This window comes from Shewanella sp. HN-41 (assembly GCF_000217915.1).
In the GTDB taxonomy this organism is placed as follows: domain Bacteria; phylum Pseudomonadota; class Gammaproteobacteria; order Enterobacterales; family Shewanellaceae; genus Shewanella.
This window is the reverse complement of record NZ_AFOZ01000046.1, coordinates 130,084-144,771: the sequence shown is the minus strand read 5'-3', so window position 1 is coordinate 144,771 and position 14,688 is coordinate 130,084. Positions and strand designations below refer to the sequence as shown.

Annotated in this window: 11 protein-coding genes and 1 pseudogene; 3 read left to right on the top strand and 9 right to left on the bottom strand. The window is 52.0% G+C overall.

The annotated features are described in order from the left end of the window. Window positions 1–44: 44 nt before the first annotated feature. Both SOHN41_RS20145 and SOHN41_RS18765 read right to left on the bottom strand, forming a co-directional pair. A pseudogene (locus tag SOHN41_RS20145) lies at window positions 45–488 on the bottom strand (transposase); the annotation flags it as partial. A gap of 210 nt (window positions 489–698) precedes the next feature. Then, complete coding sequence (locus SOHN41_RS18765; protein ID WP_007652106.1) at window positions 699–1,592, bottom strand: LysR family transcriptional regulator; 894 nt, start codon at window positions 1,590–1,592, stop codon at window positions 699–701. Window positions 1,593–1,716: 124 nt separating this feature from the next. Here SOHN41_RS18765 and SOHN41_RS18760 point away from each other — a divergent pair, with 124 nt between their 5' ends. From SOHN41_RS18760 to SOHN41_RS18750, 3 genes are all read left to right on the top strand, one after another. Then, window positions 1,717–2,427, top strand: coding sequence for an SDR family oxidoreductase (locus SOHN41_RS18760; protein WP_083820808.1), 711 nt, complete (start codon window positions 1,717–1,719; stop codon window positions 2,425–2,427). Between the two features lie 73 nt (window positions 2,428–2,500). Next, entirely contained in the window at window positions 2,501–2,806 is a 306-nt protein-coding gene (locus tag SOHN41_RS18755; RefSeq protein WP_007652103.1) for a hypothetical protein, read from the top strand. A 110-nt stretch (window positions 2,807–2,916) separates the two neighbouring features. Next, a complete protein-coding gene (locus SOHN41_RS18750) occupies window positions 2,917–3,129 on the top strand; it encodes a hypothetical protein (RefSeq protein ID WP_139058413.1) in 213 nt (70 codons plus the stop codon). 300 nt (window positions 3,130–3,429) lie between these two features. On the opposite strand, the gene SOHN41_RS18745 is transcribed toward SOHN41_RS18750, so the two are convergent. From SOHN41_RS18745 to SOHN41_RS18715, 7 genes are all read right to left on the bottom strand, one after another. Beyond that, window positions 3,430–5,217, bottom strand: a complete 1,788-nt coding sequence (locus SOHN41_RS18745) for a bifunctional protein-serine/threonine kinase/phosphatase (RefSeq protein ID WP_007652101.1) — start codon at window positions 5,215–5,217, stop codon at window positions 3,430–3,432. Window positions 5,218–5,252: 35 nt separating this feature from the next. Further along, a complete protein-coding gene (locus SOHN41_RS18740) occupies window positions 5,253–6,722 on the bottom strand; it encodes a NarK family nitrate/nitrite MFS transporter (protein WP_007652100.1) in 1,470 nt (489 codons plus the stop codon). A 2-nt stretch (window positions 6,723–6,724) separates the two neighbouring features. After that, entirely contained in the window at window positions 6,725–7,048 is a 324-nt protein-coding gene (gene nirD, locus SOHN41_RS18735) for a nitrite reductase small subunit NirD (protein ID WP_037459681.1), read from the bottom strand. After that, the gene (nirB, locus tag SOHN41_RS18730; RefSeq protein ID WP_007652098.1) at window positions 7,045–9,597 is read right to left on the bottom strand and encodes a nitrite reductase large subunit NirB; all 2,553 of its coding nucleotides are present in this window, start codon (window positions 9,595–9,597) and stop codon (window positions 7,045–7,047) included. The genes nirD and nirB overlap by 4 nt, the downstream gene beginning before the upstream one ends. Window positions 9,598–9,762: 165 nt before the next feature. Next, window positions 9,763–10,944 carry an ANTAR domain-containing protein gene (locus SOHN41_RS19655; RefSeq protein ID WP_007652097.1) on the bottom strand — a complete coding sequence of 394 codons (1,182 nt, stop codon included), beginning with the start codon at window positions 10,942–10,944 and terminating at the stop codon, window positions 9,763–9,765. Next, window positions 10,928–11,770: a uroporphyrinogen-III C-methyltransferase gene (cobA, locus tag SOHN41_RS18720; RefSeq protein ID WP_007652096.1), complete on the bottom strand. Its 843-nt coding sequence runs from the start codon at window positions 11,768–11,770 to the stop codon at window positions 10,928–10,930. Before cobA ends, SOHN41_RS19655 begins: the two co-directional genes overlap by 17 nt. Next, the gene (locus SOHN41_RS18715; RefSeq protein ID WP_083820807.1) at window positions 11,760–14,414 is read right to left on the bottom strand and encodes a molybdopterin-dependent oxidoreductase; all 2,655 of its coding nucleotides are present in this window, start codon (window positions 14,412–14,414) and stop codon (window positions 11,760–11,762) included. Before SOHN41_RS18715 ends, cobA begins: the two co-directional genes overlap by 11 nt. Window positions 14,415–14,688 lie beyond the last annotated feature (274 nt).

The window sequence follows — 14,688 nt, the reverse complement described above, 5'->3', positions numbered from 1 at the left end:
ATAACAAAATAAAACTTTTAAATTTCACATTCTAAAAGCCGCTACTCTGGTGTTACAGAAAGCTCGCGGCTCGTCCAATAACGGTAACTACTACGGTGTACATCAAATACACGGCATAACACTGAAATAGGGTATTTGTTGCTCCGATTGAGTTTCTCGATTATCGAGAATTGTTCAGCGAGTCCAACATCAATAGAGCGGTAGCCTCGGTGTGCCCCTTGGGTATTTTTAGGATTTCTTTCTCGAGATTTATGCGCTCAATTTCCCGTTTAAGTGCTTGGATTTCAATCTATTCAGGCGTCATTGGTGAGGCTTTAGGAGCAAGCCCTTGGCGCTCGATTTGAAGCTGTGTTACCCACTTATTGACCGTCGGTTTTCCCACGTTCATGGCTTTCGCCGCCGCTTCTTGTGTAGCCTTGATCAACGACTAATTGAGCAGTTTCGAGCTTAATCGCAGCGCTATATCGTGCACGTTTACTTTTATTCATGTTGTCACCTAAATGGGTTATGAGTGAGATCATAATATTTCTTATTAGGTGGCCAAGTTCACTATGCCACTACACGCTACAAGAGTGGATGGCAGTTAACTAAAATTAGTAAAAATGAAAATGCCCTTTGTCAGGAAAGCTAGCTATAAGAAATTAAGCACAGACATGTTGACCCATTTTGAGAGACTACTGTAACTATGGATATTTAGATCATTGATTTTTCTCCATATGCTCAATTAATAGATCTATGAACTTGCGGGTTTTAGCCGAAAGTTGTCTGTGGGCTGGGTAGACGGCGAACAGGGTGAGTGACGACTCGGCCATCCCCTCCAGCAACAGGCACAGTCGATTTGCCTTAATCTCCGGCTCAGCAATAAAGGCCGGGATTTTGGCAATGCCAACGCCATTGACTGCGGCGTTGCAGGCAAGTTCTAGGGAATTGACTTTCAGCCTACCATTGACGGGCAGTTTTAGTGGCCCCTTATCGGTGTCAAAACTCCACTCGATCATCGTTCGCCCGGGTTGGGCGAAGATGATGCAATCATGGGTCTGCAGATCTTCCAGCTTTTCTGGCCTGCCGTGCTGCGCTATATAGTCCGGGCTGGCACAAATGACCGATTGCCCGGGGAACAAATGCCTCATCTTCAAGCTTGAATCCTGTAGCGGGCCACTGCGAAAGCCCAGATCAAAGCCTTCATCAATCAGATTTACCCTGCGGGTTGTCGCCACCAGATCCACTTCGACGTCAGGATAGCGTTGCAGAAACCTAGCGATGGTAGGGCTAAGAAACTCCTTGGCGAACAGTGGCGTAGAGGTGATCCTCAACAGTCCCTTGGGTTCCGGCTGCATGGCCAATATGGATTGCTCAACCTCCAAAGCTTCACGTATCACTGGGGCGGCGCGCAGAAACAGCCGCTGCCCTTCGTCGGTTAAGCCGACGTGGCGGGTGGTTCTATGCACTAGGCGCACATCGAGCCGTTGCTCAAGGCTGGCGATGCGACGGCTGACGGTGGCGGCCGGCATTTTTAGCGCCCGCGATGCTTGAATAAAGCTACCCGTTTCAGCCAGTTTCACAAATACCAACATTTCATTCAGGTCGATCATGACTCTTCCCCATGTGTTGCCGGAATGTGCAGATTATTTCATACGTGAAATAAAGAAAACAAAAAGACGCTGTTAACCAGATGATATGAATTAATTATGCTTGCTTCATGGTCGTTGATGATGGATGGAAGGCAGCGTGGCAAGAGTCTTAATTACCGGTGCGTCCCGGGGCTTGGGTCGGGCCCTAGCGCAGGAGCTCATGAAAGCTGGTCATCAGGTGGTGGCAAGTGCGCGCAACCTTGACGATCTCGGCGATCTGAAGGTGACCTCAAGCTGCGCATTGGATGTCACCAATGAGAGATCTATTGTCGAGGCCGCCAGACGGATAGGGGATATAGATATCCTCATCAACAATGCGGCCTATTCCATTTCCGGCCCATTGGAGGCAATTCCGGCGGAGGAGCTAACTAGGCTAATAGATGTGAATCTCATTGGTCCACACCGCCTAGTGCGTGCTTTTTTGCCAGCCATGCGCAAGCGCGGCAGTGGACTCATAGTGAACATCTCATCGGCCAGTGCCAGAGGTGCACCGCCGCTGCAGGGAGCATACGCGGTGAGCAAGACTGCGCTGACCTTCTACAGCCAAACCCTGCGGCAGGAGGTCATGCCGTTCGGGATCCAGGTACTGAACCTAGAACCTCCGGGGATGAACACCAAATTGGTCGAAACGCAGCAAGGCTTCAGCCATACAGGCTATGAGAATTACCAAACCTTGGGCGCCGAGTTAAACCGGAGGCGCCCCGAGGTTGATGTCGGCGAGGTGGCTAAACGTATTGTCAATGAGATGGACCAGCAGCCTCGAATGGCAATCTCGAAAACACACTGGCTTCCCTGAGCTGATTCTGAGCCCAGAAATAACAACGGCATGCAAAGCTTTATTTAATCCAGAGCCATAGGAGTGAATCATCATGAAAAATATATTATTACTGGGCCGCTTGACCAGCATAGTCGACAAGCTGACCGATGAGCTCAGCGACGAGCGGGTTCTCATCCACGGAGCCACAAATGCCGAGGAGGTGATACAGCAACTGGACACCCATGCTATTGATATTGTGGTAATGGGCGGCGGCTTGGCGGATGACATTCGGGCCGAGCTGTGCCGGCTAATTTGGTCCAAGCGTGAAGATTTGACCATTCACATTAAAGACCGAGCGTCCGGGCCTGGGACAATGGCCGATTTTATCAAACACGTGGTCGGGGCTTTCCTGAACTAATAGCGGCTGGCCCCAAGGATTAATAGCAAAGGGCCAGTAAACGACTTGTATTTCTATCGCTATTTAAATAACTTTCGATCCTAGGTGAGGAAATTAATATGGGTGTGGCGATGAATATTATCGCGTATATCCAAGCTGCGGCTAACTCTTCTGCAAGTGCTTTGGCTGGCTCTGCTGTCTCGATGGGTGTCGCCGTCCACTTCGAGAACCTCCCTAGCACTGAAGATCTGTTTGACATTACCAGCATGGGTAATCTCCAACTGAATTGCATTAATGTAGCATTCAGTGCTGATACCGAAGCGGATGCCGATACAGCGAAATAGCGATTCGGCCTGAGCATTCGCCAAAATAATCGTAAGCCATTCAATTTTCGTAGAGAGTGGCTTTTTACGGATACTCTTGGCCATTGGGAGCGAATACCGCCAGTTTTTCATCGCAATCACGGACCTTGTCCGCATACGCTAGAAATATATGACTAATCCTCGTTTCCCAAAGAACATCACAAACGATAAACGGTATTTCGCATCCCTGTGCTCTCGTCTCAACAATTTATTGCGCGCTAAACGCGCGTGGCTGAAAAGCCTACTTAGACGAGGTATTACTCTGCATTGTTTTCAATGCCATTAATTGCCAAGCCAGAGCAGCAACAGCAGTATGATGACTAGGCTTTGCACACCGCAGATAAGTTTAAAAAAACGTAGCGGCTCACGCTGGATAAAGGGGACAAATTGCCCAGAATTGGCCGCGCGCGCTGGGGTAGAAAGCTCATGGAAAAACTCATGGCTATCGATCTGCCGCGCCCGTGGGTCGATACTGAGCGCGCGCCGCAGGGCATTGTCCATCCAGGATGGCACGTTAGGTGCTAATTCATTGATGGGTTGATACTTAAGCGCGGCAAAATCCTTGGGGCTGCGGCAACTGGCTTGTTTACCGTAGAATGGCAATTTGCCAGCAAGCATCTCGTAGGTGATGACGGCCAGCGAGAACAGATCGCTCTGAACATTTCCGCTATGGCCAAGTAACAGTTCTGGCGCTGAGTAATCGGCGGTGCCGAGTATATGATCGCGCTCCAACGGTGACGCTATCTCAGCTAGACCTTTTACATAGCAAGAACCAAAGTCGAGCAACTTGATGTGTTTATCAGCCGTCACCATGATATTGCCTGGCTTTAGATCGCGATGGATCATTTCACGGCGATGCATGGCGCGTAGCCCTGCTTCCATTTGTGCTACTAGATGCAGGGTAGTGTCGGCATCGCAACATTCTCCCGCCAGCCATTGATCCAGCGGTTTACCGTGAAGATACTCAGTCAAATAATAGAGTGCCGATTTGGGCTTTTGTTGATCGAGCAATGCCACCACGTTGCCATGTCGAATGCGGCTGCCAATCCAGCTTTCCTGCATAAAGCGTTCAATATAAGCCGCATCGTCCAGATAATTCACCGAAGGGGTTTTCATGCAGGCAAATCTGCCATCCGTATCTTGTACTAGATACACTTGGCTGCGTTCACTCTCATGGATGATCTGTTTTACGCGGTAGCCATCGAGCAGATGTCCAACGGCAAGTGGTGGTGGAAAAGGCTTGCTAGCGAGGCTCAAATACAGATCGGTTTTATCCATCGAAGGTAAGTTTTTAACCCGCAGATATTGGCAACTGAGGTTATCGTCGCTGCCTGCCGCCATTGCCAGTAACACCAACGCACGACACAGATTTTCACAATCATTGTCATCGTGGGTGGGATGATTGCGCAGGTGTGCGGCGATTACAGTGTCGGGGACATTGCCATAAATACCATCTGTCACGAGCAGCACGCCGTCATCCTCCTCTAGGGATAAGCTGCTGTAATCAATTTCAAGCTTGGGAGCTAATCCCAACGCGCGGGTGAGGAACACACCTTGGCCGTTCCCCCTGCCACAGGAGTGGTCGCGGGTGAGACGTGACAGTTCTCCCTTACGCCACAGGTATACACGGGCATCGCCAACATGCAGCAAATGTAGACTGCATGATTTGAAGATGACCGCGCTGAAGGTACAGACAAAGCCGCGGCTGGCATCGCGGTAATCCCGCCCCAGTCCCAGCAACCATTGATTGATGGCGGCAAGCACCCGTTGACTGGCCGTTTCGACCGACCAGCTTTGGGGCGTCGAATAGTAGTCGGAGAGAAAACTGCTCACTGCCACCCTAGCTGCCTGCTGTCCCTCTTCGGCGGCACTGACACCATCGCAAATCACCGCAGCAATCCCTTTGCTGTGCAGCAGCTCATCCTGTGGCATACGCACACCGATGGCATCTTCATTGCGAGGTTTAAGTCCCGCTTCTGTGCACTGACCTACAAGCAGCCGCAAGCCATGGGCTTGGGGAAGCTCGCCTTGGGCGGTTGATGGCACACTTGCTTGAGCTGCTTGGTTCATTGCATGACTCCCAGTGAAAGACTGTCTGCTACCTGTTAACCGACACTAATGAGAGTGACTTGGCCGTGTTCATCCACTTCAGCCATATGACCCTTAGGCTCACGCATAAACAGTAAACTGCCTACACCAAACAACGCTGATGCCGCTATGGTGTAGAAGAATGCCTGCACCGATACCAGTGAATACACAGTTAAAAAGAACACCGCACCCACATTACCGTAAGCGCCCGTCATTCCGGCAATCTGCCCGGTCAAACGGCGTTTGATTAACGGAACCGCGGCAAATACTGCGCCTTCACCCGCTTGCACGAAGAAAGAACAAGCCATCACAGCAACGACGGCCATTGGTAAACTCCAACTGGCATCGATTTGCGCCACAGTGAAGTAGCCTACGGCGAGCCCCATCGTCAGGATCATTAAGGTTGACTTACGGCCGCAGCGGTCAGAAATCCAGCCACCGCCGGGGCGGGACATCAGATTCATAAAGGCATAGGATGACGCTACCATCCCCGCCTGTGCTAATCCTAGGCTAAAGGTCTCGGCAAAAAACATTGGTAACATAGATACTACCGCCAGCTCAGAACCAAAGGTCGAGAAGTACAACACGTTTAGCACAGCAACTTGCTTGAACTGATAACGCTCAAACTCAGGCACAGGTTCGTCGAACAGGTGATGGTTAACCTGCCAGGTTTTGTAAAAATCCAGTAGCAGTAACAGGGTAAGCAGTGCTGCAATCAACCACACCAGAGTGTTAGAGAGCATATTGACGCCCCCAGGTGACAGCTTCCAGCACAGTAATCCCAAGGTGGCGTACATGGGCACTTTCATCACCAGTAACAACCAAAAGTCGCCCGTGCTAGTCACTTCCATCGCGCCGGATTTTTTGGGCTTAAAGTAAGTTGAGCCCTTGGGGGTGTCACTGGCGCCTAAATAGTAGATCACACCAATCACAATGCTCATCACCCCAGTTAAGGCGATGGCGACGCGCCAACCGTAGGGCTCGCCGATGGCTAACGCCAGCACTGGCAAAGAGAATGCGGCCGCCGCGGAACCGAAGTTGCCCCAACCACCATAGATGCCTTCGGCGGTGCCGAGTTCTTTAGCCGGGAACCATTCGCTGATCATTCGAATACCAATCACAAACCCCGCGCCGATAAAGCCCAGCAGGAAGCGTGCAATAGCCAACTGGGTAAAGTTGTTGGCAAAAGCAAACATAAAGCAGGGTAGCGCGCAGATGACCATCAGTGCAGAGTAGACTTTGCGCGGGCCGAACTTGTCGGTCACCATACCTATGACCACGCGCGCCGGAATGGTCAGTGCCACGTTGAGGATCAAAAGTGTTTTTACCTCATCCTTAGTCAGACCTAGGCTTTCGCTGATCAGACCCATCAAGGGCGCGGCATTAAACCACACCACAAATGAGACGAAGAATGCCATCCAACTCAGGTGCATGATTTTCATTTTGCCCTTGAAGGAAAACAGATTGAATTTTTCTACCTGACTCATGATTATGCTCCCGCCAGCCAAACGCCGGCTTCATCAATACGGATATCCACTTTTTGAGCACGTAACTGTGGATCTTCCAAACACGCCCCAGTTGTCAGGCGATAGTGTTGTTTATACAGCGGTGAGCAGACGTATAACTCGCCGTCCAACTCACATACTTGCCCCCGCGCGAGCAGGCTAACGCCGCTGGCAGGGTCCCGGTTATCCAAGGCGTAAACACCCTGTGTCCCTAAGTTGAATATCGCGATAGCACGCCCGGCAACCCAGGCCGCGATCCCTTTACCTACCGGCAATGCGGAGGTATCACATACTCGTTCCCAGCTCATAGGGTTTCCTCCTCGGTTGCTGTTGTGACGATGGACACCGGGATCCGTTGCTCCCGGATGCGTTGGTACTTAAGCTGTGCATTGACTGGCGCAGCTTGCGGATTGACAAACTCATTGAAGCGAGCACGAAGCTCAGGATTTTCGACGCTGGTTTTCCATTCGCATTGGTAGCTGTCGACCACGGTTTGCATCTGGGTCAGCAGCTCGGCACCAATACCGAGTGAATCTTGTAAAATGACTTGCTTGAGGTAGTCCAAACCGCCTTCGAGGTTCTCAAGCCACACCGAGGTGCGTTGCAGTTTGTCGGCGGTACGCACGTAGAACATCAGTACTTTGTCGATGAGTTCGACCAGTTGGCTGTCGCTAAGATCGCTGGCAAATAGATCGGCATGGCGCGGCTTCATGCCGCCATTACCACAGACATACAGGTTCCAGCCCTTGTCGGTGGCAATCACACCAATATCTTTACTTTGGGCCTCTGCGCATTCGCGGGTACAACCTGAAACGGCCATCTTCAACTTGTGGGGGGAACGCAGTCCCTTGTAGCGATTCTCTAATTCAATCGCCATGCTGACCGAGTTTTGCACGCCGTAGCGACACCAAGTGCTGCCGACGCAGGATTTCACTGTGCGCAGCGATTTGCCGTAGGCGTGGCCAGTTTCAAAGCCTGCGGCAATCAGCTCTTCCCAAATACTTGGCAGGTCAGAGAGCTGGGCGCCGAACAGATCGATACGTTGGCCGCCGGTAATTTTGGTGTAGAGATCGTAACGTTTAGCCACTTCACCTATGGCAATTAACTTGTCTGGGGTGATTTCTCCACCAGCGATACGCGGCACGACTGAGTAGGTGCCGTCCTTTTGAAGATTGCTGAGAAAGGCATCATTGGTGTCCTGCAGCTGATCGCGTTTATCCGCCAACACGTGGCCGTTATAGAGTGAGGCAAAAATTGACGCTGCGGCCGGCTGACAAGTGTTACAACCTACGCCGTGCACATGGCTCTTACCGTGTTTTTTGAGCAGGGTAGCGAAGTCCTTAATGCCTTCAACCTGGCAAAGATGGAACAGTTCCTGACGGCTGTAATCGAAGTGGCTGCACAGTGCCTTGCTCACCTCAACGCCTTGGGCTGCCAAGCCTTCGTTGATCACCTTCTGTACGCTATTGGCGCAACCGCCACAACCTGAAGCCGCCTTAGTGCAGCGTTTGATTTCGCTTAAGTTATGGGCACCCGCAGTCACTGCTTTGAGGATGTTGCCACGACTGACCTGATGGCAGGAGCAGATAAGATCGTTTTCGGATTTGGGCAGCGAAGGCGCATCACCCGATAGCAGCAGCGCCGCTACACTGCCTTCAATCTTTTGGCCGCCGAGATACAGATTGAGCAGCGTGCCATAGTCACTGGTGTCCCCCACCAACAGGGCGCCAGTGATGACATTGCCCTCATCATTGAGCCACAGTTTTTTGTAGATACCCGCAGGTTCGTCCATTAATTCGACAAAACGGCTGGTATCGCTACCACGGCTGTTACCGATAGCGGCCACATCGACGCCCATTAATTTAAGTTTTGTGCTCATATCGGCGCCGGTGAAGCTGCCGCTCGCTGCATCGGTTAGCTTGAGGGATTGGGCGATATGTCCAAGGGTCACCTTAGCCATTTGGTAGCCGGGGGCGACTAGGCCGAAGATGCGATCATTCCAACTGGCACATTCGCCGATGGCGTAGATATCGTTGACTGAAGTTTGGCAATAGTTATCTACCGCAAAACCACCGCGGGAGCCTTTACAAAGACCCGCGCCGCCGGCCAGATTGTCAAAGGGGCGGATGCCTGCGGAGAACACTAGCATGTCGGCATCCAGCTGTTCGCCGTCGGCGAACTTCAGGCGTAGCCGTCCGGTTTCACCATCGACAATTTCTTCTGTGGCTTTGCTTGTGTGAATGTCGACCCCAAGGGCAGCAATTTTCGCGCTAAGCAGTGCTCCGGCCTTGGCGTCCAATTGCACTGGCATCAGCTGTGGCGCAAACTCAACGACATGGGTTTTTAAGCCCAACAATTTGAGCGCATGTGCGGCTTCTAGCCCGAGTAAGCCTCCGCCAATCACCACACCAGTTTTGGCATTTTTTGCTGCTGCTTCAATGGCGAGTAGATCGTCAGTGGTGCGATAGACCAAACACTCAGGACGCTCACCGCCATTCACCGGCGGCACAAAGCCATAGGAGCCTGTTGCTAACACCAGTTTGTCGTAGGCTTCGCGGCTACCATCGGCCAAGAAGAGCTGTTTGGTCTCGGTATCAATCCCCACCACAGCAACACCGAGTTTGACTTGGACACCCCACTGGGCATATTGCTCGCGGGTGCTGAGCGCTAAATCATCTAAGCTGGCACCTTTAAAGTAAGACGACAACTGCACACGGTCATAGGCCATACGTTTCTCTTGGCCAATCACCAGTACATCCAATTGCTGTTGAAGTCCCTGCTCGCACAGTTGTTCAACAAAGTTGTGGCCTACCATGCCGTTGCCGACGACAACCAGTTTGGGTTTGAGGTTTGACATAGGATCTCCCGTGCTTTCGCTGCCATTTCTAAAGCTATAAAAACAAATAGCGCCACGCTCCTCTGTTAGGAGTGTGGCGCCATTGCCATGATTAATTACCCGATTTTATTTGGACGAGCCGTTAAATTGCCTGTCCCGATGCTGAGCCCGTAGGCGTTTTCAGCATTATGCTGCCGCGACTTGCGCCAGCAGTTGTGTTGCCAGTTGTTCCATCCCTATGCCAGTACGCATTGATTGTGCGCGAAGCAATTGAAAGGCTTCGGATTCGTTGCTGCATCCCTGTTGAACCAGCATTTGGCACAGGGCTTCTATGGCCGGGTTGGCTGCCACTTTACCGCCGTAGCTGAGTTTAAGGGCCGTGCAGATGTCCTTTTCTTGCCCAAGTAACAGCAGAATGACGGCTAATGTGGCGTTAACTGTGGCTGCTTGCAGACTATTATCGCCAGCACCTGGACGTGCACAGCGAGTGAAGCGTTGGAGCACTTCGTCATCACTGCCAAGCTGTTGTAACTGGGCTTGCGTACCTTCTGGTGCGCAGATGGGCAAGGTCATGGCTTGCACGGTTCCGCTGCGGCAGAACAGTAGTTCGCTCTCCACCCGTGGATTGATTTCCGCCTCACCCTGATGACCGCGAAAAATCACCAATTCCAGCTCAGGGCAATGGGGGGCCATCGCCGCCAACACCTGTTGGTAATGCACATCTAACCCATGATGGAAGTAGGTTCGAACACCGTAACGGCAGTTGGCAGGATTAAAGAAGCGCACCGCCTGAGTGAGTAATGTGCGCAGCGCCAATATGCGGTGTAGTGAGCGGATTCGTGGCCATAATGGCAGCATGCTATCGAGGCCCATGTACACGACACCTTGGTCGTCCAAGGCCTTGGCTGCGCTGGCGGCATCGATGGCAACGGGAATCCCCACTTGCTTCACAAAGGCACCGACATGATTACGCTTTGGCGAGGCCAATTCATCACCATGGAGCACAATGCGTTGGCCTTTTTTACCAAGGCGCAGGGCGGAAAATAGCAGCCAGGGAAACTGTTCACGTTTGCCCGCGTAACAGGGCCAATCTAAAGTGGCATTCAGCTCTGGAACACTGGTAAATACACTGAAATCCCGCAGTGCCAATGCCGCTCCCGCAACTTCATCGGCGGTTTCACCGCGATGACGCATGATGAGCAGCAGTGAGCCAAATTGCACATCATCCATTTCGCCCTTGGCCCACAGATGCACCATGGCACGGGCCTCATTGACGTTTAAGCTGCGCGCTTTTTTAGGGCCAGCGGCCAGCGCATGTACCAGTTCGCGGGCGCTGATATTGCATTCAACATTAACCGGCGACAGCATGGCGTAGTCCTCCGCTATCAATATCTGTCAGCAACTGTTGTAACTCACTGCCAACGGCGACCACTTCGCCCAAGATCATCAGTGTCGGGCCATCCGTATGGATTTGCTTGGCGGCCGCAGTCATTGTACTGACTGTGGCGTAAAACAACTGTTGCTGCTCGCGGCAACCTGCGCTGATAAATACCATCGGCAATGTGGCATCGGCGCCTGCAAGCAATAAGGACGCGGCAATTTTTTGCGCCTGATCTTTGCCCATGTAGAACACCAAAGTGCTGCCCAGTGCTAACAAAGTACGCCAATGATGAGTGGTCTCACCGTCCTGCTGGTGGCCTGTCACTAAGGTCACAGAGCGGGCAACCCCACGATGGGTTAAGGGGATTGCCGCCGAGGCGGCGCAACCCAACGCCGCGGTAACCCCTGCAATAAACTGACTTTTCACCCCGTGGCGCGCTAGAAATAATGCTTCTTCACCACCACGGCCAAAGACCCCAGGATCGCCGCCTTTTAAACGCAAGACCTTTAAGCCGCGCTGTGCCAACTCCAGCAATTTATGGTTGATCGCATCTTGGCTCGCAGAGACATTGCCGCCGCGCTTGCCCATGTCATACCGCTCACAGGTTTCGGGAAGCAGCACTAAAATATCGCTATCGACTAACGCGTCAAAAACCACGGCTTCGGCGCTGGCGATGAGTTTCAGTGCGGCCAATGTTAGATTGCCCAAACTACCGCAACCCGCGCCTACGAGCGCGACGCTGCCCGCGCAGAGTGATGGTAAGGTGTTGTTTTGCAAAAGCACCTGCAACGAAGTGTGCATATTATTCTGCATCTTGAACTCCTCCCATGGTTACCGCTGAAACGGATGCGGCAAAGCTTTGCTCCAGAATTGACAGCAACTCACCGCGGCAACTGCCACAACCTGTGCCACAACCTGTTAATTGCTGCACCGCTTCCAAGCGTTTTGCTGGCGTGAAACTTTGTGCCACTGTGATGATTTGATCGCGGCTCACGCCTTTGCAGACACAGACCAAAGGGCTATCGCCTGTGCATACTAGCCGCTCTAACTTGCCAATGGATTGGGCGTTGGCAATGTCACCAATGAGCCGAAGCACTGCTTCTTTATCGATAGCGATACGCAGTGGTGACAACAGACGAATAGCACTAATACGGCCAACATTGAGTTGGCAATGGATTTCAACATCACCCACAGCCCATTTGAGGCCGTTGGTAGCCGTGGGTGAGTCGTCTTGGCGAATCGCCAAATGGCGGCATGAGCCTTCGAGCAAAACTTGATCGAACTGATAAAGCTGGTCTGCAATCGCGGTGATATTGCCCCACTCAATGCCCTGCAACACCTCGGCGCGGCTGGTAATAGAAACCCTCTGACCTTTGAAGGCGGGTTGTTTGGAGATCGGATCGAAGCGGCTATCGAGTAACTGATTCACACTGGCAATACCGGTTTCACGGCCAGTCCAGTGCATCGACATAAACAGATGACCGAATTGTACCGTTTCGTCGGCGAGCACTTGCACTAAGAGTTCGCGGGTAAATTCTGTGTGGTTTTGGCTAGTAAGCGTGACCAACTGGCCCGAGGTGAGCCGCTGCGCCGCCAAAGTCTCTGGGTGGGCGTACACACAGGGCTGTTGTTCGTGGGACACCAACTGCGCCACATGACCAGTACGGCTGCGAGTGTGCCATTGATCGCGACTGCGACCAGAGATCAGCAGCAAGGAGCCCTGATGTTCCGTCGTTTGCTGATGAACTGGAGTTGTTACGGGCAAGACAAATCGGGCGCGACCGTCTGCAAAGGAAAACTGCCCATCGCTATATAAACGGGAATGGGTGAGCTGCTGAGTGACGGGCCATTGCACTGGATTCAGAGCCTCATAATCGGCATCGGACAGATGCTGTAATTCACTCAAATCAAATTGTTTATAGGGGAATGCCTGCTTAACCTTGGCTGACAGTTTGGCGTATTCACGGAATACCGCGGCAGCATTGGGGTAGTCAAAGCCTGGATAGCCCATGGCGCTGGCGACATCACACACCATTTGCCAATCGGCGCGTGCTTCACCCAAGGCGGATTTAAAGGCGCGTTGACGACTGATACGACGCTCACTGTTGGTGGTTGTGCCCGATTTTTCTGACCAGCCTTGGGCTGGAAGCAATAAATCAGCTAACTTGGCGGTATCGGTATCGCTGCTAATATCGGAAACCACGACGAAGGGGCAGGTTTGTAGCGCTCGGCGCACAAGGGCTGAGTCGGGTAAGGATGCTAGAGGATTAGTCGCCATAATCCATACCGCTTTGATTTTTCCCTCATCCATGGCTTGGAAAAGCTCCAGCGCCGTCAGTCCAGCTTTCGAAGCTATGTTGCTCGCGGGCCAGAAATCTGCCAGTAACTGACGCTCCTCAATGCTAAAGCCCATGTGATTTGCAAGCTGGGTGGCTAAACCGCCGACTTCACGGCCGCCCATGGCGTTGGGTTGCCCAGTCAGTGAAAAGAAGCCGCAGCCAGGCAGACCGATATGACCCTTGAGCAAATGGCAATTGATGATGGCATTGGTGGTATCTGTGCCCGTCATGGACTGATTTACGCCCATACAGCTCGCGGTCATCACCGCTTGATGGTCACGGTATAGCGCCAGCAATTGCTGGAATGCTGAGGCTGACACACCACATTGTTGCAGTGCGACGGTATCGCTGCCAAGCCAAGAAGTTAACTGCGCAAGAGCATCGCTCATGCCATTGGTGTGTTGGGCGATATAGTCATGATCGACACAATCAGTTTGCGCGAGATGTTTAAATAGCAGCGAGAATAGCCACAAATCTTGGCCAGGGCTAATGGCGATATGCAGATCGGCTTGGCGCGCGGTAGCTGTGCGACGAGGATCTATGACCACTAACTTAGTACCGCGACTTTCACGGGCCCGCAGAATACGCTGAAACAAGACTGGATGAGTCCATGCAGTATTGGCTCCGACCAAGACAATCACATCGGCCAGATCAAAGTCCTGATAGCAACCAGGTACTACATCTTCACCAAAGGCGCGCAGATGGGCGCTGACCGCCGACGACATACATAACCGCGAATTGGTATCGACGTTTGCGGTACCCCAATAGCCTTTGGCGAGTTTATTGGCGACGTAATAGTCCTCTGTGAGTAGTTGACCTGAGAGGTAGAAGGCAACCGAATCACTACCATGTTCAGCAATGGTTGCACTAAATTTGTTGGCGATAAGTGCTGTTGCTTCATCCCAACTGAGTTGTTTGCCATCTACACCCAGACGGGGATAACGCAGTGCATTGGGCATTGGCAGCGTCTGCAGTAGACGCTCGCCCTTTTGGCATAGACGACCATAGTTCGCAGGGTGCTCAGCATCACCTTTAAGTGAGTATTGTTGCGCACGTTCTGTCACTCTGATCCCACACCCTACACCGCAGTAGGCACAGTTTGTCTGAATTAGCTTCACTGGCAGTCCCCCTCTATTGAGTAGAACTGTATAAGCAACAGCTAGGCCAAAAATGAAACAGTGATGATTTACAACAATTTTTTAAAATTTACCGAGTTAGTGAGGCTTAACTTTTGCGCAACAACAGGGCAGGTTTAACAATGGTTGTACAAGTTTGGTGCAAAAACCCTTTTAAAATCATATACCTAAAAAGAGGTAGTTCCTAGCTGCAACTACCCATAAAGAGGTAGTTGTTTGGGGTGTTATGCCGGCTATTTAACCTCGAACACTTATA